This window comes from Paenibacillus sabinae T27 (assembly GCF_000612505.1).
Lineage (GTDB): Bacteria > Bacillota > Bacilli > Paenibacillales > Paenibacillaceae > Paenibacillus_AQ > Paenibacillus_AQ sabinae.
Genome location: NZ_CP004078.1, coordinates 15001 through 35008, shown reverse-complemented (window position 1 = coordinate 35008; position 20008 = coordinate 15001). Strand labels below are relative to the sequence as shown.

The following is a 20008-nucleotide window of genomic DNA, read 5'->3' as shown; positions in this document are numbered from 1 at the left end:
AATCGAAAACGGGAACGCCCGATAAGGGACGCTCCCGTCGTTTTCTGCCGCTTCCGGGCTGCCTTCGCGATATTAGGATTTGCGCGCGGCCTGCTCGGCAAGCTGAATCGCCCGCTTCACCATATTCCCGGCATCCTTCGCCCGGATTCCTCCCCAGCCTTCGCGCTCCACGGTGTCATAGAAGCCTAGCTCCTTGGCCAGCTCCGTCTTCAGCTCATCGGACATCATGCTGCGTCTTCTTCGGCTCATGCGGCATCCTCCTTCAGGGTTAGACTATAATGAGTTCGTGCCTTCTTAGTATGGATTCCCGCACCCGTTAACATACACCCCGGTCTTTTACAGGCCGCCCCAACCTAAGCAGATCCCTCCAAACGCAAAACAGCCCTTCCCCGCTTGAGGAAAGGCTGTTTAAATAAAGAGAGTTACGCTTTGGCATGCAAGAGCGGCAGTTGAACATCGTCCTCACACACTGTAATCTCCACGGACTCGGTTAGAATATCCGCATAGCTGTAGGAGACGCGCCCAGGTGATTGCTGCTCCTGATCCAGTTTGACAATAAATACAGAAGGGTACGTTTCTTCCAGGACACCGGTGCGCTCGACCGTTTTACGCCGGCCACCGTTTGCTCGCAACGTAATCTTAGAACCGACATGAGCTTCGAGACTGCGTTTAATTTCCAATAGCGCGTTATTAGCCATTGCCTGACGACCACCTCTTTCCTTGTCCATTATAACCCGTTTAGTATCATATGTCAAATCAAACAGATAATTATATTAGATGGCAATTATGTTTGTCAACGATATTTTTTTGAACAAAATCGGGTGGACAAGAACAGAGCTTTAAGGCCGGACTCTTTATATGGCGGAAGGCGTCACTTTCAGCGTGGAAAGATCTTGCAGACGCGGCATGCCGATCCGAAGGCTTCCGCGTGTTTCAATACCGCCAAGCCCCTGGCTGCCGCTGATTGTATTATGCAGCACGTCGCCGAGGTTGATGGTTTCCCTGACGGAGGTCAGAGCAGCCTTGGCCGCGATGTACACCGGGTCCAGAGCATGGATCAGGATACGTCCCGGCGAGCTTGCAAAGTTCGCCCCGGCCCCAAGAAGCGCTTCAAAGTGCGACTGGCAGGCCCCGGCGACAATTGTCAGCGCGTCGTAGTGGCGTTCGTAGTCCCGGGCCACACGAATTGCGGCAACGAAATTTTGCGAATTTTTGTAGCTGCTTAAGCTGTGCAGATCATAGGTTTGCAGCGACTTCAGCACACCGTCATGACCTGTGACCACTACGACGTTGGGACGGACCCTGGGCAGCAGGCGGTATAAAACCGACGCCATCTCAGCTTCGCGAACATGATATCCCTCGGCCGGAATTCGCAGCTGCTCATACAGGCTGAGGCTTTTATTCAAATAACCCGGATCGCCGTCAAGATGCAGCACCTTGCCGGGAAGCTCAAAGTAAGAGACTTCCTTCGGCGGCTGCTCCAACATACCCATCCCATGGCCGACGCCGAACCGGCTGGGCTCCTGCCGGTCCTTTCTCAGCTCCGTCAGCGACTCGGCGGCTTTAATCCGCGCTCGTTCCCCCAGCTCCGTCTTGGCCGTGGCCGGCACCTGAACCAGATCGTTCAGCGGAGAATCCGCCAGCAGCCGAAATTCGGTACCTTTGATGATGGCCTGATTTCGCGTCATATACTCTACTCGAAAAGTCACATCACCGCCATAAGATCTTCGAACGACCAAATCTCCTACATTCACCAGAACATCACCTCTACCCCATCGTATGGGCAAAGATAACGGATGGTTCATCATTTGGCCGCATTACTTAACAGGAAATTCGATCAGGAGGCTCTACACGCGGCCTGCATCAAACAGGACGTCGCTAAGGCGCGCATACTCCGCAAGGCTTAGCGTCTCACCTCGGCGCGAAGGTTCAATTCCCGCCTCGGCCAGCAGCGCTTCCAGCGCCTCTCTTCCCTCACCCGGAAAGAAGCGGGCTTTCAAATTATTGGATATGGTCTTGCGCCGCTGCGTAAAGGAGGCTCGAACGACATCAAAAAAGTGCTTCTCGTCCTTAACCTCAACAGGCGGACGCTCCCTGATCTTCAGCCGGATCACCGCCGACTCCACATTCGGCTGGGGAATAAACACCGTGTGCGGCACCGTGCAGATCAGCTCCGGCTCGCTGTAATACTGCACGGCAATGCTCAGGCTGCCATAATCCTTGCCTCCCGGCCTAGCTGCCATCCGCTCGGCGACCTCTTTTTGAATCATCACGACAATGTTTGAGAGCGGCAACCTTTCCTCCAGCAGCTTCATCAGAATCGGGGTCGTCACATAGTAAGGCAGATTGGCGACCACACTGACCTTGCTGACTTCCGAGAAATCTTCTCTGAACAATTCGTGCAGATCGACTTTAAGCACATCGGCATGCCGTATATTGACATGGGAATACGAGGACAGTACATCCTGCAAAATCGGAATCAGACGCTGGTCGATCTCTACAGCCGTTACGGCGCCCGCCGACATCGCCAGACGCTCGGTCAACGCGCCGATGCCGGGGCCGATCTCAAGAGCGCCCGTGCCTTCATTCAGGTCCGCCGCCTCTACAATTTTATTTAAAATATTCTGGTCGATGAGAAAATTCTGGCCGAGGCTCTTCTTGAACGAAAATCCATGGGCCGCGATAATTTCCTTCGTCCTTTTTGGGGATGAAATTTCTTCCCTGCCGCTCATTAGGATTGACCTCCCTGCTCGATTTGCCTCACCGCAGCTCCGAACTCTTCGGGCGTAATGCCGAACATCGCCAGCCGCTTGTACAATTGCTTGCCGTTGCAGTAACCGATGCCCAGCGCATTCCCAAGCGCCATTCTCCGCTGCGCGGCATGGGGATGCACAATCATCCCGGCAGCCAGAAGATCATCCATTCCTATCAGCACCGGTGCCCCTTCAAAGGACGTATGCACATGCTTAAGCGCATGGCGGATCGCCTCCGGCGATGCGTTCTCGACGCCGATATCGCCTTTTAGAGTGGCCTCCTCCTCCGGAATAAAAGCATGCTTGCAGCCCGGCACCTTCGACGAGACAATCTTGCGTATCCGTTCCCCCGCATGATCCGGATCGGTCAAAATAATGACGCCCCGGCGCTCCGCCGCCAGTGCGATCTTGGCGATGACCCGTCGGTCCACCGCCGAACCTCCGGTCTCGATCGTGTCGGCATCGACCGCCCTTTTGACGGCGGCGGTATCGCTTTTGCCCTCGACGACAATCAATTCTTTAATCATGATTTATCTTTTCCTCCCGCAGCGGCCTTATCCCCGGCCTGCTGCACCAAAACATAAAAGCAAAAAAAGAAGAGGATTCGCTCCTCTTCTTTCCGGCTTAGAATTATATAAGTGACGAGCTTACATCACTATAGCGTATTGCCGCCATTTTTGCAAAATGATTAATCCAGCTCCGGTCTAACCGGACCGATTACGTACACGGCACGCGATTTGCGGCCGAAACTACGGGCATGGCTCAGTGAATCATAGTAAACGTCGATCTTATGTCCTTTGATGGCGCCGCCGGTATCCTCAGCGCGGCGGAACCCAAGTCCCTCGATGTACACCCACCAGCCGATCGGAATCACACTAGGATCCACAGCTATAGTCCGTCCTTCCGTTACGCGTGTTCCGGAAGCAGTACGCGTGCCGATTCCCGGTTCCTCCGAAGAATATGCCGTCATCGAAACGTTCTTGATCAGTCTTTTGTACTCAAACTGCACGCCGGATTTGCTGGCAACATTGCTGCTTCTGACATTGGTCTTATTGGAAGTGGTGCTGCTAACGGAAGATACTTTCGCTACTTCGGCTTTGGGCAGGGCTTTCGTACCTACGGCGATTACTTTATCCTTGGTCACCGTCTGCACTTCTTTGCCAACCATGCGCATCGAGACAAGCTTGCCGTCCTGGTATGTCTTCTCAATATGCTGGATGATGGCGCCAGGCTTGCCGGCCTGTGCTACTCGTACGGTCCCTACGGTCAGGGAGGGGTCCGCCGTCTTGATAACCCGGAAAGGCAAGCTCTGGGTCCGCTTCACAACCTGCTTGTTGATGCGGATGATCTTGACTTCCGTTTTGGCGGAGATTGCGGTGTCTAGCGAAGGAAAAACCTTGTCGTGAGCATTCAGCGTAATGCCCAGACTATTCATGGCCTGACCGATCGTATCCTCGGTCGTGTACAGCTTTTTGGTCTGTCCATTTTCAGTCAGAGTGAGCTCCTGCGCCCGGTCAATTACAATCCGGTCACCGTCTTTGATCTCGTCGTCAAGACCCGCAGATAGTTTGTCATACGGTTTCAACGAGATGGATTCTTGGGCCAGAGCTTCGCTCAGAAGCGCTTCGCGCGTATCCAGCGTGCGAGTCTGCCCGTCTATCTCTAAAACAATTTGTTTGCTGCTTTGAGAGTGTACGTAGAGAAAAATAAGCAGCGCGATAGCTACCCCGATTACGCCTGCAAGTGCCCAGGTGCGCAAATTAACCTGTTCAAGACGTAGCCGTAATGCATAAGACCTGCTGGATGATTGCGAATCATGGGATACTTCGGGTTGGAATACGCCCATCATCTACATCCTCCTTACATAGTCCGCCCGAACCGTAAACCGAACTGCAGGTTCAAGGCAAAACTACAAGAGATTGTCACAGGACACGATACTAATCGCGGCTTCTCGCATCCTGCTCATAAATCGCCTGCCCGGCATGGCATTCTCAGCCTGTTATATAACAGTTCACAGGCCGACCGCGTTTAAGTCAAACAAAAAGAAGCCTAAATAAAGAGTCTGAATCAGAGGACTCTTTCGTGGCTTCTTGGAATGTCCGAATAAACGGCCAAAGCACGAGGTTTCCTCTCTTACTTGCGCTTACGGGGTTAGCTGTCGGGTTCGGACGAAAGAGAGACGCCCTATCTCGGGTCAACCGCTCATGGCGATTGCCTTCAAATTCACCCCAAAGACCACGTGAAGAAATCAAATACAGCTTGCAACGCCAACCTGATGTACAGTTATGTAAGGCTATCGGCATACGGCAAAGCGATATTGGTTCCCCCGTTCTCCATACGGAGACTCAGCGAGACGATTTATGATCAGCGGCTGTCTCAGTAACAACAGCTCACTGCACTGACAAGATGATATCCTGTTTCGATGCATGTTGTAAAGCACAGTTCAACCAGATAAGCGCAAAAAAAAGGTTAAATTATTGTAATAAACATCCGTTTTTATGTTAAAAAACTTTAATCCTTCGTTCATCCTCACTTTTTTAACCGTTTTTCTCCCGTTTTCACAATATACCAAATAATTCCAGTGAGTTTTTATACGTAATTTGAGCTATTTTTTCCACTTCAATTCCTTTTATTTCCGCTGCAGCTTCTGCCACCAACCTGACATGAGCACTCTCATTTCGCTTGCCCCGGTAGGGGTGCGGAGTCAGATAAGGGGAGTCTGTTTCAATCAGCAGACGGTCCAGCGGAACCTGTGCCAACACCTCTTTCGGCACCCGCGCGTTCTTGAACGTGATCGGTCCTCCGAAGGAAAGATAAAAGCCCAGATCCAGGCACATTTTGGCCGTCTCCCAGCTGCCCGAGAAGGAATGCATGATCCCCCCGATTTCCGAAGCCTTCTCTTCGCGGAGAATACGGACCACATCTTCATGGGCATCCCGGTTATGAATAATAATTGGCATCTTCAGCTCCCGAGCCAGCCCGATTTGTTGCCGGAACACGGTATGCTGAACGTCTTTGGGCGAAGTATCCCAGTAGTAATCGAGTCCAATTTCTCCGATAGCCACAACTTTGTCATGGCTGCAGAGCGAGGCGATCCAATCGAGATCCCCGTCCTTCATATCAATCGCGTCCTGCGGGTGCCAGCCCACCGCCGCGTAGATAAATTCATACGATTCGGCCAGCTTCATCGTGGATGGAATCGTTTCCCTGTTGAAGCCTACATTGACCATTTTGCTTACTCCCGCTTCTACCGCCCGCGCAATCGTTTCCTCGCGGTCCCCGTCGAATTGCGGAGCATCCAGATGGGTGTGAGTGTCGAAAAGCTGCATGTCCACTTCCCCTTTCCTTGCTGTTTTTTAGCGAATTTCAAACAATTCTTTAATGGAGTCAGGCAGCATTGGAAGCGCTCTTTCCAGCTTGTCCTGCGGATAGTATAAATGATAGCGCCCCCGGTGAATTCCGCTGATGGAACGCACGATATCCGACACCTCGGAGATTTCGCGAAGCCGTTCCTGACGATCCAGCAGAAGAATCTGCTTGCCGTGAAAGCCCTCTCCCGGACGGAACACATCATAGGGTAAATCTGTCGGAAAATCAATTTCCAGGTCGTATTCCGGGTGCAGTCCGGCTGCGGCGAAGCTACGGCGAATTTCGTCAATCGTTTCCATATCAAGGCTTTCCATCTCTACATATTTATACAGTTTACGATGAATAAAGCGGCTGCACAAGTCGCTCAGCAGTTCGTCGGATTCGGAGGCCCACTGCATAAAAGTCGCCTGCACAAGCGCTTCATCTAGCTGCAAATACTGCTGCACATTGATTCCGCCACGGAAAAAATCGGTCAGCGGCTCAACCATAAAACGGAAGGAATAGCCTTTCTGAAACAACTGCTTGGCCCGGCGGAACACCTGCCGCAAAATAATTTCCGAGCTCCGCGTAACCGGGTGAAAATAAACCTGCCAATACATCTGGTAACGGGACATCAGGTAGTCCTCAATGGCGTGCATCCCCGATTCCTTCACAACTACCCGCCCATGATAAGGACGGAGAACCCGCAAAATGCGATCGATATCGATCGTGCCGTAGTTAACCCCGGTGTAATAAGCGTCGCGGAGCAGATAATCCATGCGGTCGGCATCAAGGGGACTCGACACCAAATTTACGACAATGTCATGCTCATATTTTTTACAAATAACCGAGGCAACCTTCTGTGGAAAATCTTCCTCTACTTCCTGCAAAATCTCGGTAATCCCGGTGTCTTCCAAAATAATTCGGCATGTCCAGTCTTCATGGTTCATTTGAAAAGCTTCTTCTATTGAATGGGAGAACGGCCCGTGACCCAAATCATGCAGAAGCGCCGCGCACAGCGTAAGCAGCCTTTCCTCGGGAATCCAGTCTTTATACCCGCTGCGCTCAAATTGGGAAATAATACGCCGTGTAATCTCATAGACCCCAAGCGAATGGGAGAACCGGCTGTGTTCGGCCCCGTGAAAGGTCAGATAAGTGGTTCCGAGCTGGCGGATGCGCCGCAGACGCTGAAATTCCTTCGTATTAATGAGTCGCCAAATCACCGTATCCTGCACATGGATGTAGTTATGAACCGGATCTTTAAATACCTTTTCTTCCGTAAGCGGCTGCTGCATGTAATCAGCTCCTTAACATCGGTTTTTCTGATTTATTTTTTTAAAAAAGATGATTTCGTCAGTTTTTGTCGAAAAAAGTGGATCGTTTAGTTTCCATTTCGACATTGTACTTTCTTCTCTTGGATAGTTATTATATAGATTGAACTGCGGCCATTCCAGAAACCTTATCATATCAGAAAATAATTCATCCTCTAAAAAGAGGTTGACTGTTTTGGGAATGGTTGGTATTATATGTACCATAAAACAGAGAAGTTTGTCGAATGGTGACATTTTTTGATTAATTGAGAGGAGCAACGATTGTTATGATGAAATCAACGGGCATTGTAAGAAAAGTAGACGAACTGGGACGGGTTGTCATTCCGATCGAACTTCGCCGTACGCTTGGCATTGGAGAAAAAGATGCGCTTGAGATTTATGTGGACGGAGAGCGGATCATGCTGAAAAAATACGAGCCTGCCTGCATTTTTTGTGGAAATGCCGAGAACGTGACTTATTTTAAAGGAAAAATTGTTTGCCACGAATGCATTTCTGCCATCCCTGCCCCTGTGACAAATTAAACGAAATCGGTTATAATGGAATTAATCAAATTGTTAATTCTAACCTTTTTTATATCTCCTTAGCCTCCCGTGAATACGGGGGGCCATTTTTTTGGGGGCGGCCCCTCCCAAACCCTCCCCAAAGCTTATGCTTCCGAAGCGAGTTTTCCTTTGGAAAACTTTTAGGAGGGCCCCAAGGGCTGCGCCCTCTGGACACCCGCAATTGTTGGATAGGCGCGTAAGGGTTGACGGGATCTAGCGGGTTGGGGCGGGGGAGCGGCCCCTTCTCGGACGGTTCCTGACGGAATCGGCCTCGGGGCCTTTCATGCGTGCTGACGGCGCTGCAAGTTACGAGGGGGGAACTCAACCGCTCTCCCTTCGGGAATCGCTTCACTTCGGCGCTTGGTGTGACCGTCACGGACTGCTACTTCGGCGTTCTCCCCCGACTCTCCCTTCGGGATTCGCTTCACTTCGACGTTTTCCCCGGCTCTCCCTCCGGGATTCGCTTTACTTTGACATTTAGTGTGGCTACTCCTCCAACAGCGCATTATAAATATCGCGCTTGGCGACGCCGCGGTCGGACGCGGCTTTTTTCATGGCATCCTTGCGGGTTGAGCCCTCCGATTCGTAATGGGCGACATGCTCCGCAATACTGAGCGCGCGCCACCAGGCGGAATCGGCTTCCTGCGCTTCCTCCAGGCTTTCTCCTTCAACGACGATGACATATTCGCCAAGCGGCGGGTGCTCTTCCAGCCACTGTGCGCATTCGTCAATGGTGCCGCGCAGGAATTCTTCGTACCGTTTCGTAAGCTCGCGGGCGAGAACGATTCGCCGGTTTCCGAAGGCCTCTTGCAAATGGGAGAGCGTCTTCACTATCCGGTGCGGTGACTCGTAGAAGAGCAGCGTTCCCTGGGCGGCGCGCAGCGGGGCAAGCACCGCCTGGATGCTTTTTCGCTCGCGCGGCAGAAAACCGACAAAAGTAAAACTATTGGTCGGCAGACCGGAAGCGATCAGCGCGGACAACGCGGCATTCGCTCCGGGGACCGGAACAACCGGGATGCCTTCGCGCACAGCGAGCGCAACCAGGTCGGCGCCCGGGTCGGAAATGGCCGGCAGACCGGCATCGCTGACCAGAGCCAAATTTTTACCTTCTATTATATAGCGTATCAGTTCTGGGCCGCTGGCCGTTTTGTTATGCTCATGATAGCTAAACAGCATACCGGGAGAAATGTCGAAATGGCTGAGCAGCTTGCGCGTCTGCCTTGTATCCTCGGCGGCGATAATATCGCACTCTTTTAGAGTCCGAACCGCCCGGAACGTCATATCCTCCAGGTTGCCGATCGGCGTCGCCACCAGAAATAAGGTGCCTGTCTTCGGATCGTTATCCGTCTCTTTGGACTGAAAGCTGCTTTGGCGTTGAATAGTCATGACTGTACCTCTTTTGTACCGTAGTAGATATCCAGAATTTCCGGACAATATTCATTATCATCAGTATATACAATCAGCGGCGGCTGCAGCCGCACCTCCGGCTTGCCGTCTCGGGCCGCTTCGATCAACACCATATTGGCCTCCAGATTTGCCCGCGGATGCACAAAACGGATCGTCTTCGGCTCCAGTCGATATTTCCGCATTAAGCTGATGATATCGACCAGCCGCTGCGGCTTGTGCACCATGCTCACCTTCCCGCCGGTCCGGACAAGCCGGACACATGCCTGAATGACCTCTTCCAGCGTGCAGCCGATTTCATGCCGGGCCATCGCCTGATGGGTGTTCAGCTTCAGATCGCTGCCGTTCAGCGGCATATAGGGCGGATTTACCGTGATTGCATCATAGACGCCATAGCCCGCCGTAAGATGCAGTGTCCGCAAATCCCCTTCATGAATTGTAATTCTCTCCTGGAGCCCATTCATCGCCACACTTCGGCGGGCCATATCCGCCAGACGGGGCTGGATTTCAATTCCCTCGATAGCCGCCGCCGTGCGGGTGGTCAATAGCAGCGGGATGACCCCATTGCCTGTACATAAATCCAGAACCCGGCCCCGCGGCGGCACCGAAGCGAATCGGGCCAGCAGAACGGCATCCATGGAGAAGCTGAATACCTCATCGCTCTGAATAATATGCAAATGATGCGTTAACAGATCGTCCACACGCTCCGTAGGAAGCAGCGGAACTTCATTCAAACGGTTACTCATTCCTAATCTCCTCTTCCAGCATTGACAGGTTCAATAAGACGGTTAATCATTTCTTATATTTAAAAAAACCGTAGGCGGCATCCTCCTACGGCTGGATATTCTCATTTATTAAGGAATGACAGGCAGAAGAGACAGTCGCCTTCGGTACGCAAATGTCCAAAATTCACATTGCAGATATGAAAGCCCTCATGATACAGCCGTGCCAGATTATCGTAGCCCTCGCCGACAACTTCATCCGAAGTGATTTCACTCGGTGCGGGAGGCTTTCCGGCAGCCTTTTTTTCAGAAGAAGGACCTGAAGGGGCCTCTCTCTTCAAAATTTTGCGCAGCTGCTCATTCTCCAGCGTCAGGCGCTGGTTCGCTTCCATCAATTCTTTAACCGCCTGCTTCCAATCTCCAAGATTTAGACGCATCGTTTCCATTTGCGTTTCTAACTCCTGGATGTGTGCAAAAATATTTTTCTTTTCCAAGTTTCCACCCCGAAAGTAACCTTAATGGTCTACTTGACGACAACATCATCCATTGGAAGTTCCTTTACTTTGCCCACTTCAAACAACTGTACATGAACCGAGCGGTTTCCGCTATTGATGCCGACCACCTTGCCCTCACCAAACGAAGTGATAACCATTTTGCCCACGGAAGGCAGCTCTTCCTTCACGCTTTCGTAGTTATCATGCTCAAATTTCAGGCAGCACATTAATCTTCCGCAAAGTCCGGATATTTTGGTCGGATTGAGCGAAAGACTCTGGTCTTTGGCCATCTTGATCGAGACCGGCTCGAAATCGCCCAGCCATGAAGAACAGCACAGTACCCGTCCGCATGGGCCGAGACCGCCGAGCATCTTGGCTTCATCCCGAACGCCAATTTGCCGAAGCTCTATGCGGGTACGGAAGATGCTGGCCAAATCCTTGACCAATTCCCGGAAATCCACCCGGCCTTCCGCCGTGAAATAAAAAATGATCTTGTTGCGGTCAAACGTAAATTCCACGTCCACCAGCTTCATTTTGAGGCCATGATCGCGGATTTTATTTAAACAGGTTGCAAAAGCGTCCTTAGCCGCCTGCCTGTTCTCCTCCACTACACTCGCGTCACCATCACCGGCGATGCGCATCACTTTCTTGAGCGGAAGGACGACATCGTCTTCCGGAACTTCTTTTTTGCCTACAACGACCTTGCCATATTCAACCCCCCGCGCCGTTTCGACGATCACGCATTGATCCTGCTCAATCGGCAAATCCAAAGGATCGAAATAATATATTTTACCCGCCTTTTTGAAGCGGACACCGACTACGCTGTACAACAAAATTACCCTCCTTGTCTGCCGGTGAAGGAACCCCAGCAAGTCCGCTCCATGATGTTTCATGCTTGTTCTTCCTTAACCGTTAACACAAGAAGAACGGATGTACCACTTCTGTCGTCCAAGCAAAGGCTTAATAAGCAGCGACACAAGTATCGCTTTCAGGCGCATACCGTATATCAGACCAAGTGTTGCTTCTTGAAGCTGCCACGCAGGAAGCGTAAACAAAATGTTCTTTAGCTTTCCAGACGTATCAAAAACTGCTCCAGACAAAGCTGGGCATTAACATTGAAGCGCAGCTTCTTCTTGCTCTCGGCAGCAAACTCCATATAAGCCACCCACTCCGAAGAAGTACGCGTTCTGGCGTAATTGGATATGAGGTCCAATTGATCTATGAAAACGATGCTATCGTGTTTTCGATACAGGAAGTACAGCATGTCTTTAAACCACAGGTGGAACATACTGAACAAGGTATCCAAATGCTCACCGAGCCCGGTCTTGAACAGCCTCTGACCCGCGGTCGTCACCGCCGAGCCGTTCTTGCCCAAAGACTCCTTCGCTAATTGTAACACTAGATTTCTCATTTCTGCAAACCAATTCTGCTCCAAAAGCTCTTTGCATCCTTCCAGTCCGGAGGCCAAAGATACCGCACAGCGCGCAAGAGGAGCGGGGACTCCTTCATCCGACAAAGCCTGAAGCATCATCTCCGGAGGCAGCGGCGCAAACGGCACGCGCTGGGTTCTTGACTGGATGGTCGGAAGCAGCGATTGGCTGTTATCTGCAATCAGCACGGCAACCGCAGGAACCGGGGGCTCTTCCAAAAATTTGAGCAGGCTGTTGGCGGCCTGAACCGTCATTTTGTCCGCTTGATCTATAATGTAGACCTTCGGATTGCCTCCCTCGGCACGATATGAAAAGACCCGCTGTAATTCGCGGATCTGATCGATTTTGATGCTGCTGCCTTCCGGCGAAATTATCTTTAAATCCGGATGATTGCCATGCTGGACCTTCCGGCACTCCAGACATTCACCGCAGGCGTCATCCTTGAGAGTCTTGCAAAAAATCGCTTGGGCGAGCGTAAGCGCCGTCTTCATTTGACCACTGCCCGCCGGACCGCTGAACAAATAAGCATGACCCAGCGTATCCGTACGCAGTGAATTTTGCAAAATCTGCTTGGCGGTTGTCTGTCCCAATATATCGTCAAAAGGCATACTATCCTCCTATAGCCGTTAAAAAGAAAGGTTAATCAGCATACCGCGAATTTCGCCTACCTTGCCCAGCAGTTCGATTCGCCCCTGCTCGCTCTCAAGCAGCTCATCAGCAAGCGTCAGCAAAGCGGCGTCGATTTCCTCCAGCAGCTTATATCGTTTGCCGCGTCCCCTCCGGTCCCAGCCTTTGGTATCTTTAATCCTTACACCGCGGCGTGCCGTCTCTTCGAGAAATTTTTTGACCATGACCCGGTAAATCGCGAGTTCGCGTATCGTCATTGATTTGGAAAGACGCTCGCCTTGGGTCTGGATCTCCTGAATTTGACGGGTTAATTCATCCCGTGTCGCCTGTTCGCCATGCTGCTGGAATACATCGGAGAACGTTTTTTGCTGAACCGGCTTGTTCGCATTTTCAGTTAGGGGCAGTTCATTCTTTAAAGGCCTGAAGCCCGGATTAATCTTCATGGGTCGCCCATCGCCCTTCTATGCCAATTGATATCATGCATGAAATCGAACGGGAAACGGCTGCCGATTACGTATTCGCCCAGCCGTTTCTTCCCGCTGATGCTTAGTAGTGCTCGAACCGGTCGACAGGAAGTACAAATACAGTCGCTCCGCCAACTTGAACCTCGACGGGAAGCGGCAGATAGGAATCCGTCGTTCCGCTCATCGGGGTTACCGGAGTAACCAGTTGTTCACGGACCTTGCAGTTATTGCGGATAACGCTGAGTACGGATTCAACCTGACTGTCTTCCACCCCAATCATGAAGGTGGTATTTCCCGCCCGCAAAAACCCGCCCGTACTTGCCAGCTTGGTTGCACGGAAATTAGCCTTCACCAGTTCGCTGGACAGACGGTTGCTGTCCTTGTCTTGGATAATCGCAACAATCAGTTTCATCTTAGCATCTCCTCTTTGGCGTTATTTTGTGATAGTCCCACAAAGTGAAGAATGAACTTCAATCATACCAGATACTATGCGGGGAACCTGAATCCTGATATCTTTTTCTTGAGAAGAAATGGCCGCTTTATATAATATATTAGACAACAAAGTTTAAAAATCCTTTAACAGCCTGTCCTCAAGGGTATGAATAAGCTCCCGTTCGACCACATGCAGCGGCCGGCCGGCATCCAAAGTAACAATCCGCCGGGGATTGGCCTCGGCAATCATGCGATAGCCTTCTCTAACCTTTTGATGAAAGGCAAGGCTCTCCAGATCCAGCCGGTTGATCTCACGGTCTCCGCTGGCCGTAATTCTTGCCAGTCCCACTTCCGGTTCGATATCCAGATAAAAGGTGAGGTCGGGCATCCGTCCGCCGGTGGCGAACTGGTTGATCGCCCGTACCTCCTCCATGCCCAAACCTCTGGCATAGCCCTGATAGACAAGGCTGCTGTCCACAAATCGGTCGCACAGCACAATAAGTCCGGCCTTCAGCGCCGGCTCCACTCTTTCGGCCAAATGCTGGCTTCTTGATGCGGCATACAGCAGCGCTTCAGTTCGCGCATCCATTGCCGTATGGGCTGGGTCAAGTATAATGGAACGGATCTTCTCGGCAATCTCAATGCCGCCCGGCTCCCGGGTAATTAAATAAGGAAGGGAGCGGTTCTGCAAATAAGCGGCCAGCCTGCCTATGATCGTTGTTTTGCCCGATCCTTCTCCGCCCTCAAGTGTAATAAAAAATCCTTCCCGGCCCAATAACGTCACTCCGCCTTTCTTTATTCCAATGCTTATAATTCTTGCCCTCCGCAAAAAAAGTATCCGTGCTGACTATGCAGCCCTATGTTACTATATGCGGCGGCTCTATATTTCTACCGTGTTATATATACCTTTATCGTCTGCAAAGCCAGATCGGACACGGAATGAAACCTTGCCCCCGCTTCTGCCAGGCTTCGCAGCCTGCGGTTTATTTCCCCGGTAATAACCTCGCCCGGATAGAGCAGCGGGATGCCCGGCGGATAAGGGATGACCATCTCTGCCGCGACCCTGCCCTCGCTCTCTTCAAGCTTGATGCATTCCGTTTCTTCCTCCCCGACGGGTCTTAGGGAAAATTGAACCGGCGCCGGTAAAGAGCGAGGTTCAAAATTGTTCCACGTGGAAACAGGAGTGGAACCGGAGGTGGCAGGGCGGCCTGGCGGGCACTCCCTGTCGATGTCCCGCAGCGCCGCAAGCAGCGAGACGGCATCTTCAGCCCGTGAACCGAGGCTGAAGAGCAGCACCACGTGCCGTTCATCGCTCATTTCCGGCACGCAGCCCCTCCTTTCGAGCTCGGCCTGCAGCTCGAATCCGCTCAGGACCCCGGTGGCGTCATAAATGACGACTTTGAAGGGGTCCTGCGTGGTGTAGGCGCCGCTTCGGCTTCGCGGCGCCTGCCCGGGGGCGGAGACTTCCGATTCGCCTCCGCCGGTGTGCCGCTGCGGCGCCTGCGGCCGCAGCGCCTTAAAGCGCGGCAGCTCCGCCAGGCCGCGCTGCACCGTTTCCACGGCGGCCAGCCCCGCCGTGAAGGCATCGGCGCGCCGCGAGTGCAGCAGCCGGCGCGCCAGATCTAGCGAAGCCATCACGGGGTATGATGGGCTGGAGCTCTGCACCATGGCGAGCCGCTGCCGCAGCAGGGCGCGGTCGAGCCGCGGCCCCTGAACATGGAGCATTGCGCCCATGGTCATCGCCGCGAGCATCTTGTGCGTGGACTGCACGACGCCGTCCGCGCCGCAGCTTAAAGCACCCGGCGGCAGCTCCGGGTGCTGCCCGTAGTGCGCCCCATGCGCCTCGTCGACCAGCAGCGGCACGCCGCTGTCGTGACAGGCCCGCGCGAGGGGCGCAAGGTCGCTTCCCATGCCGTAGTAGTTCGGCATGGTCACCAGCAGGCCGGCGGCCTCCGGCCAGGCCGCCAGCGCTTTGCGCACCGTCTCCTCGGACGGTGCGACGGCAAGGCCGCTGCTGTCATCCAGCAGCGGATCGAGAAAAACCGCACGCGCTCCCGCCAGCATAAGCCCGTTAATAACGGACTTGTGCACATTGCGCTGCACCAGCAGCACGGTCCCCGGCTCGGCGCATACCGTCAAGATCAGTGCGAGGTTTCCCGCTGTGCTTCCTCCTACGAGAAAGAAGCTTTCCTCGGCCCCAAAACAATCCGCCGCGAGTCTCTGCGCCTCCAGAATAACGCCCTCGGGGTGATGCAGATCATCGCTCCCCGAAATTTCGGTAATATCCGCCGTCATAACCTCATCCAGCAAGCCGGCGCTTTTATCCGTCCGATATGCCTGACCATTCTTATGACCCGGCACATGAAATGAAATCTTTCCTTCCGCTTTGTAGCGTTCGAGCATTTCATATAATGGCGCGCTTTGGCGCTCTTCGTCTTTCATTGATCGCAAATCCTTCCACACCGGCCTATCTTTATTTTAACCGATATCCGCTCCCCCGCCTATGCCCTGTATTTGCCGCCTTACTCACAAGCAAAAACGGCCTCTCCTGTAATCTCCGCCAGGGAAAGCCGTATTGTAAAGCCTGATATAAACGATACGCCTTGTTGCAGCGTTACGGCAAAGCAGCAGCACCCCATTGGGGGGGTCTTATGCATTCTTCTGCAGTCCGATTTTTTTCATCCGTCCGATAAAAAAGCGGTATTTGGCGTCCTCCGCCTCGGTTCTTACCATCTCAGCCTCGCAATCCTCGCAAATAAACTGCGACACGATGCGAATGCCCTCTTCCTTCTCCTGCCCGCATATAATGCAGGTTTCGGTTTTAGCATTTTCTTGTTCCATCGAAATCCCACCTTGGTCCTTTTAAGAACAGTATGCTTCACTTCCTATCATTTTAAACCCTTTCATAGTTTTTTCATATCCTTGAATCCCTTTTCTTTCAAGCGAGGCCTGCATTGACCGGCTCTGACCTATAATATTTAATAAATTCATTAAAATTGCCGATAGTAGGGATAAGAGATATGCGATTTGGAGGATGGGTATGGAACCGACGAATAAAGGAGCAACCTTTTACCATTATAAACTTCTCAAAAAAACGGTCATTCACCCTTACGCTCTAAGGATCTACGCCGCGCTTCCCATCCTTTTTGTCGTCCTGGACTCCGTTTTTGTTTCGCCGGCCGGTTTATTCTATTTTGTAATCGCTGTTCCGGTTATTCTGTGGATTCAATATGTCGTTTCCCGGTCTGTGCTGTTGATTGCGGGCTATCCGATTGCCAAACGCTGGCGTAACTCCTTTAAGCTGCCCTGGCCCGGTTTCATGCCGGATCAATACATCAGCTGCGGCCTCTTCCGCAAGGTTCAGCTTCATAATTTCTGGATCGGTCTTTCGTTTACGGCGCTGTTTATCATCTGGTCTCCGCCCGCTTTTACTCTTTCCTTGGCTTTCATGCATCTATGGCTGTTGGCTCCGAGGTTCTACGCTCTGGTGCGGACGGGTTGGAGAAGACAGGATGATATGCTGAAGTTTAATCCCGCCGATGTTTCATGTTATTCGCAGTAACGCCTTTCTTCTCAAAATATGCTGATTCCATGCTTACCCGCGCTTGTATCCGTGAGGAAATAGAATCGCCATCCCTTAGGATGGCGATTTCTGCTGCCTATGAGCCGCCCAAACTCTGGGCGGTCGTTTTTTTGTCTTTTGGAACCATCACAATAAAATAACCGTCATGGATCGTTAAATGGACAATAAGCTGCTCTTTCTTGAACACATGCGAACTTGAAGTCTTGTCTTCCGTAAGTTCATGCCAGCCCCAATCCTGGATAGCTTTAATATAAGGCTCCGGAATGCTGTCCTTCTCCTTTAATCCCGGCAGCGTATAGCGTACGTAGTCCATAGCCGCGTTTGTCGTGGTCCGATCCGGAGAATTCGCTTCCTTCGGTACAGGGAAGCTTTTTTCGTTAAGAGCCCCCTCAAATGATTCCCAGGAAAGTTTACTGGATCCGCACCCCGCCAGCATTACAACAACCATACCTAAAATAAAGAGCGTCCACAGCGTTCGTGCTCGCTTCATACCTTAAATCCTCCTTACCCTCTTACCCTGCTACTAAAGACACAGGAACAAATTCAACAAATGAATTTTATAAGTAGTTCATTCGTATTAAGGTTATGCTTTAATTTGCACTTTTCCATTATACTTTGATCAAACGCCATGTCGGTAACAAAAATGTCACCCCATTCAAGCGATTTCCTGCCCTTTAATTAACACATTATGTATGGTTGGCCGGATTCGATTGGTCCCTGCGCTCCCGTCCGCTGAACCGGGAGTCGGAGACTGTACTTTGGGGTCAAATTCCTTGCCAAGCTCATGCTAACGTCCCTCCCCGAATGGAACGACCTCCATACCAAGCAACTTTTCTTAGAGGGTTATTGTCTTTTGGATATCACGCACCATTAACACAAGATGAACGAGACGGTCTATACTAATCGCCGCTTGCTTCTTCATCCTCCTCATCCCCTCTTTGTTTATACAAAAAACCACTGCTGAAACTCAGCAGTGGTTTATGTGCTTGGCGGCGTCCTACTCTCCCAGGACCCTTCGGTCCAAGTACCATCGGCGCTGGAGGGCTTAACGGTCGTGTTCGGGATGGGTACGCGTGGAACCCCTCCGCCATCGCCACCAAACGGCAGGCTTGATCACCTGAAAACTGGATCGAAACGAAACATTGCGTTATTTTGGATAAGCCCTCGACCGATTAGTATTGGTCAGCTCCATGCATTGCTGCACTTCCACCTCCAACCTATCTACCTCGTCGTCTTCAAGGGGTCTTACATACTGGGAAATCTCATCTTGAGGGGGGCTTCACGCTTAGATGCTTTCAGCGCTTATCCCGTCCGTACGTAGCTACCCAGCCATGCTCCTGGCGGAACAACTGGTGCACCAGCGGTACGTCCATCCCGGTCCTCTCGTACTAAGGACAGCTCCTCTCAAATTTCCTACGCCCACGACAGATAGGGACCGAACTGTCTCACGACGTTCTGAACCCAGCTCGCGTACCGCTTTAATGGGCGAACAGCCCAACCCTTGGGACCTACTTCAGCCCCAGGATGCGATGAGCCGACATCGAGGTGCCAAACCTCCCCGTCGATGTGGACTCTTGGGGGAGATAAGCCTGTTATCCCCAGGGTAGCTTTTATCCGTTGAGCGATGGCCCTTCCATGCGGTACCACCGGATCACTAAGCCCGACTTTCGTCCCTGCTCGACTTGTAGGTCTCGCAGTCAAGCTCCCTTCTGCCTTTGCACTCTTCGAATGATTTCCAACCATTCTGAGGGAACCTTGGGACGCCTCCGTTACTCTTTAGGAGGCGACCGCCCCAGTCAAACTGCCCGCCTGACACGGTCCCCGTACCCGTTTAGGGTACCAGGTTAGAACCTAGATACGATCAGGGTGGTATCCCAACGTCGCCTCCACCGAAGCTGGCGCTCCGGCTTCCAAGGCTCCCACCTATCCTGTACAGATCGTACCCAAGTTCAATATCAAGCTGCAGTAAAGCTCCATGGGGTCTTTCCGTCTTGTCGCGGGTAACCTGCATCTTCACAGGTATTAAAATTTCACCGGATCTCTCGTTGAGACAGCGCCCAAGTCGTTACGCCATTCGTGCGGGTCAGAATTTACCTGACAAGGAATTTCGCTACCTTAGGACCGTTATAGTTACGGCCGCCGTTTACTGGGGCTTCGGTTCACAGCTTCGGGTTTAACCCCTAACCGCTCCCCTTAACCTTCCAGCACCGGGCAGGCGTCAGCCCGTATACTTCGCCTTGCGGCTTCGCACAGACCTGTGTTTTTGCTAAACAGTCGCTTGGGCCTTTTCACTGCGGCCCCCTCGGGCTATTCACCCTACCGAGGCACCCCTTCTCCCGAAGTTACGGGGTCATTTTGCCGAGTTCCTTAACGAGAGTTCTTCCGCGCGCCTTAGAATTCTCTTCTCGCCTACCTGTGTCGGTTTGCGGTACGGGCACCTTCTCCTGGCTAGAGGCTTTTCTTGGCAGTGTGAGATCATGACCTTCGCTACTATAATTTTCGCTCCCCATCACAGCCTGGCCTTAAAAGTGTGCGGATTTACCTACACACCAGCCTCACTGCTTGGACGGACATCCATCAGTCCGCGTCACTACCCTCCTGCGTCCCCCCATCGCTCATAACGGATTACGGTGGTACAGGAATATCAACCTGTTGTCCTTCGACTACGCCTGTCGGCCTCGCCTTAGGTCCCGACTTACCCTGAGCGGACGAGCCTTCCTCAGGAAACCTTGGGCTTTCGGCGGATCAGATTCTCACTGATCTTTTCGTTACTCATACCGGCATTCTCACTTGTATGCAGTCCAGCTGTCCTCACGATCAACCTTCAACCCACATACAACGCTCCCCTACCCCTGATGCAAAGCATCAAGCCATAGCT

Annotated in this window: 21 protein-coding genes, 2 rRNA genes and 1 riboswitch (1 of these 24 cut by a window edge); of the genes, 2 read left to right on the top strand and 21 right to left on the bottom strand. The window is 52.2% G+C overall.

Annotated features, from left to right (window positions below; all coding sequences use genetic code 11):
* Positions 1–72: 72 nt before the first annotated feature.
* The 8 genes from PSAB_RS00165 to PSAB_RS00130 form a co-directional block, all read right to left on the bottom strand.
* Positions 73–249: a small, acid-soluble spore protein, alpha/beta type gene (locus PSAB_RS00165; protein WP_025332583.1), complete on the bottom strand. Its 177-nt coding sequence runs from the start codon at positions 247–249 to the stop codon at positions 73–75.
* Positions 250–422: 173 nt separating this feature from the next.
* On the bottom strand, positions 423–698 hold the full coding sequence (veg, locus tag PSAB_RS00160; protein ID WP_025332582.1) for a biofilm formation stimulator Veg: 276 nt from the start codon (positions 696–698) through the stop codon (positions 423–425).
* Between the two features lie 156 nt (positions 699–854).
* Positions 855–1754, bottom strand: coding sequence for a sporulation peptidase YabG (gene yabG, locus PSAB_RS00155; RefSeq protein ID WP_025332581.1), 900 nt, complete (start codon positions 1752–1754; stop codon positions 855–857).
* 93 nt (positions 1755–1847) lie between these two features.
* Positions 1848–2732 carry a 16S rRNA (adenine(1518)-N(6)/adenine(1519)-N(6))-dimethyltransferase RsmA gene (gene rsmA / locus PSAB_RS00150; RefSeq protein ID WP_025332580.1) on the bottom strand — a complete coding sequence of 295 codons (885 nt, stop codon included), beginning with the start codon at positions 2730–2732 and terminating at the stop codon, positions 1848–1850.
* On the bottom strand, positions 2732–3280 hold the full coding sequence (rnmV, locus tag PSAB_RS00145) for a ribonuclease M5 (RefSeq protein WP_025332579.1): 549 nt from the start codon (positions 3278–3280) through the stop codon (positions 2732–2734). Before rnmV ends, rsmA begins: the two co-directional genes overlap by 1 nt.
* Positions 3281–3441: 161 nt before the next feature.
* Complete coding sequence (locus PSAB_RS00140) at positions 3442–4599, bottom strand: 3D domain-containing protein (protein WP_025332578.1); 1158 nt, start codon at positions 4597–4599, stop codon at positions 3442–3444.
* A 279-nt stretch (positions 4600–4878) separates the two neighbouring features.
* Positions 4879–5114: riboswitch (cyclic di-AMP (ydaO/yuaA leader) on the bottom strand.
* 197 nt (positions 5115–5311) lie between these two features.
* Positions 5312–6082, bottom strand: a complete 771-nt coding sequence (locus PSAB_RS00135; RefSeq protein WP_025332577.1) for a TatD family hydrolase — start codon at positions 6080–6082, stop codon at positions 5312–5314.
* Positions 6083–6109: 27 nt separating this feature from the next.
* On the bottom strand, positions 6110–7396 hold the full coding sequence (locus PSAB_RS00130) for an HD domain-containing protein (protein WP_025332576.1): 1287 nt from the start codon (positions 7394–7396) through the stop codon (positions 6110–6112).
* A 302-nt stretch (positions 7397–7698) separates the two neighbouring features.
* Between PSAB_RS00130 and PSAB_RS00125 the strand changes: the two genes are divergently transcribed.
* Positions 7699–7953: an AbrB/MazE/SpoVT family DNA-binding domain-containing protein gene (locus PSAB_RS00125; protein WP_025332575.1), complete on the top strand. Its 255-nt coding sequence runs from the start codon at positions 7699–7701 to the stop codon at positions 7951–7953.
* A 507-nt stretch (positions 7954–8460) separates the two neighbouring features.
* Here PSAB_RS00125 and rsmI read toward each other — a convergent pair.
* The 10 genes from rsmI to PSAB_RS00075 form a co-directional block, all read right to left on the bottom strand.
* Positions 8461–9360: a 16S rRNA (cytidine(1402)-2'-O)-methyltransferase gene (rsmI, locus tag PSAB_RS00120; protein ID WP_025332574.1), complete on the bottom strand. Its 900-nt coding sequence runs from the start codon at positions 9358–9360 to the stop codon at positions 8461–8463.
* On the bottom strand, positions 9357–10124 hold the full coding sequence (locus PSAB_RS00115; protein WP_038595425.1) for a tRNA1(Val) (adenine(37)-N6)-methyltransferase: 768 nt from the start codon (positions 10122–10124) through the stop codon (positions 9357–9359). Before PSAB_RS00115 ends, rsmI begins: the two co-directional genes overlap by 4 nt.
* A gap of 101 nt (positions 10125–10225) precedes the next feature.
* Positions 10226–10594, bottom strand: a complete 369-nt coding sequence (gene yabA, locus PSAB_RS00110) for a DNA replication initiation control protein YabA (RefSeq protein WP_025332572.1) — start codon at positions 10592–10594, stop codon at positions 10226–10228.
* 29 nt (positions 10595–10623) lie between these two features.
* On the bottom strand, positions 10624–11424 hold the full coding sequence (locus PSAB_RS00105) for a PSP1 domain-containing protein (protein WP_025332571.1): 801 nt from the start codon (positions 11422–11424) through the stop codon (positions 10624–10626).
* 233 nt (positions 11425–11657) lie between these two features.
* On the bottom strand, positions 11658–12632 hold the full coding sequence (gene holB / locus PSAB_RS00100; RefSeq protein ID WP_025332570.1) for a DNA polymerase III subunit delta': 975 nt from the start codon (positions 12630–12632) through the stop codon (positions 11658–11660).
* An 18-nt stretch (positions 12633–12650) separates the two neighbouring features.
* The gene (locus tag PSAB_RS00095) at positions 12651–13094 is read right to left on the bottom strand and encodes a YaaR family protein (protein ID WP_025332569.1); all 444 of its coding nucleotides are present in this window, start codon (positions 13092–13094) and stop codon (positions 12651–12653) included.
* Positions 13095–13197: 103 nt separating this feature from the next.
* Positions 13198–13527, bottom strand: a complete 330-nt coding sequence (locus PSAB_RS00090; RefSeq protein WP_025332568.1) for a cyclic-di-AMP receptor — start codon at positions 13525–13527, stop codon at positions 13198–13200.
* Between the two features lie 153 nt (positions 13528–13680).
* The gene (gene tmk / locus PSAB_RS00085; RefSeq protein WP_025332567.1) at positions 13681–14322 is read right to left on the bottom strand and encodes a dTMP kinase; all 642 of its coding nucleotides are present in this window, start codon (positions 14320–14322) and stop codon (positions 13681–13683) included.
* Between the two features lie 113 nt (positions 14323–14435).
* A complete protein-coding gene (locus PSAB_RS00080) occupies positions 14436–15989 on the bottom strand; it encodes an aminotransferase class I/II-fold pyridoxal phosphate-dependent enzyme (protein ID WP_025332566.1) in 1554 nt (517 codons plus the stop codon).
* A gap of 207 nt (positions 15990–16196) precedes the next feature.
* A complete protein-coding gene (locus PSAB_RS00075; protein ID WP_025332565.1) occupies positions 16197–16388 on the bottom strand; it encodes a sigma factor G inhibitor Gin in 192 nt (63 codons plus the stop codon).
* Between the two features lie 199 nt (positions 16389–16587).
* Between PSAB_RS00075 and PSAB_RS00070 the strand changes: the two genes are divergently transcribed.
* Positions 16588–17109, top strand: coding sequence for a hypothetical protein (locus PSAB_RS00070; RefSeq protein WP_025332564.1), 522 nt, complete (start codon positions 16588–16590; stop codon positions 17107–17109).
* Between the two features lie 97 nt (positions 17110–17206).
* On the opposite strand, the gene PSAB_RS00065 is transcribed toward PSAB_RS00070, so the two are convergent.
* The 3 genes from PSAB_RS00065 to PSAB_RS00055 form a co-directional block, all read right to left on the bottom strand.
* Positions 17207–17620 carry a hypothetical protein gene (locus PSAB_RS00065; RefSeq protein ID WP_025332563.1) on the bottom strand — a complete coding sequence of 138 codons (414 nt, stop codon included), beginning with the start codon at positions 17618–17620 and terminating at the stop codon, positions 17207–17209.
* Positions 17621–18114: 494 nt separating this feature from the next.
* A 5S ribosomal RNA gene (rrf, locus tag PSAB_RS00060) occupies positions 18115–18231 on the bottom strand.
* Positions 18232–18282: 51 nt separating this feature from the next.
* Positions 18283–20008: ribosomal RNA gene (locus tag PSAB_RS00055) — 23S ribosomal RNA — on the bottom strand (it continues 1204 nt past the right edge of the window).

What these genes read in the sequence shown, in the direction of transcription:
- PSAB_RS00090 (WP_025332568.1), bottom strand. Translation starts at nt 13,527, where the DNA reads ATGAAACTGATTGTTGCGATTATCCAAGACAAGGACAGCAACCGTCTG.
- PSAB_RS00135 (WP_025332577.1), bottom strand. Translation starts at nt 6,082, where the DNA reads ATGCAGCTTTTCGACACTCACACCCATCTGGATGCTCCGCAATTCGAC.
- holB (WP_025332570.1), bottom strand. Translation starts at nt 12,632, where the DNA reads ATGCCTTTTGACGATATATTGGGACAGACAACCGCCAAGCAGATTTTG.
- PSAB_RS00095 (WP_025332569.1), bottom strand. Translation starts at nt 13,094, where the DNA reads ATGAAGATTAATCCGGGCTTCAGGCCTTTAAAGAATGAACTGCCCCTA.
- PSAB_RS00065 (WP_025332563.1), bottom strand. Translation starts at nt 17,620, where the DNA reads ATGAAGCGAGCACGAACGCTGTGGACGCTCTTTATTTTAGGTATGGTT.
- rsmI (WP_025332574.1), bottom strand. Translation starts at nt 9,360, where the DNA reads ATGACTATTCAACGCCAAAGCAGCTTTCAGTCCAAAGAGACGGATAAC.
- rnmV (WP_025332579.1), bottom strand. Translation starts at nt 3,280, where the DNA reads ATGATTAAAGAATTGATTGTCGTCGAGGGCAAAAGCGATACCGCCGCC.
- PSAB_RS00075 (WP_025332565.1), bottom strand. Translation starts at nt 16,388, where the DNA reads ATGGAACAAGAAAATGCTAAAACCGAAACCTGCATTATATGCGGGCAG.
- PSAB_RS00130 (WP_025332576.1), bottom strand. Translation starts at nt 7,396, where the DNA reads ATGCAGCAGCCGCTTACGGAAGAAAAGGTATTTAAAGATCCGGTTCAT.
- PSAB_RS00125 (WP_025332575.1), top strand. Translation starts at nt 7,699, where the DNA reads ATGATGAAATCAACGGGCATTGTAAGAAAAGTAGACGAACTGGGACGG.
- PSAB_RS00140 (WP_025332578.1), bottom strand. Translation starts at nt 4,599, where the DNA reads ATGGGCGTATTCCAACCCGAAGTATCCCATGATTCGCAATCATCCAGC.
- PSAB_RS00070 (WP_025332564.1), top strand. Translation starts at nt 16,588, where the DNA reads ATGGAACCGACGAATAAAGGAGCAACCTTTTACCATTATAAACTTCTC.
- veg (WP_025332582.1), bottom strand. Translation starts at nt 698, where the DNA reads ATGGCTAATAACGCGCTATTGGAAATTAAACGCAGTCTCGAAGCTCAT.
- PSAB_RS00165 (WP_025332583.1), bottom strand. Translation starts at nt 249, where the DNA reads ATGAGCCGAAGAAGACGCAGCATGATGTCCGATGAGCTGAAGACGGAG.
- PSAB_RS00080 (WP_025332566.1), bottom strand. Translation starts at nt 15,989, where the DNA reads ATGAAAGACGAAGAGCGCCAAAGCGCGCCATTATATGAAATGCTCGAA.
- rsmA (WP_025332580.1), bottom strand. Translation starts at nt 2,732, where the DNA reads ATGAGCGGCAGGGAAGAAATTTCATCCCCAAAAAGGACGAAGGAAATT.
- PSAB_RS00115 (WP_038595425.1), bottom strand. Translation starts at nt 10,124, where the DNA reads ATGAGTAACCGTTTGAATGAAGTTCCGCTGCTTCCTACGGAGCGTGTG.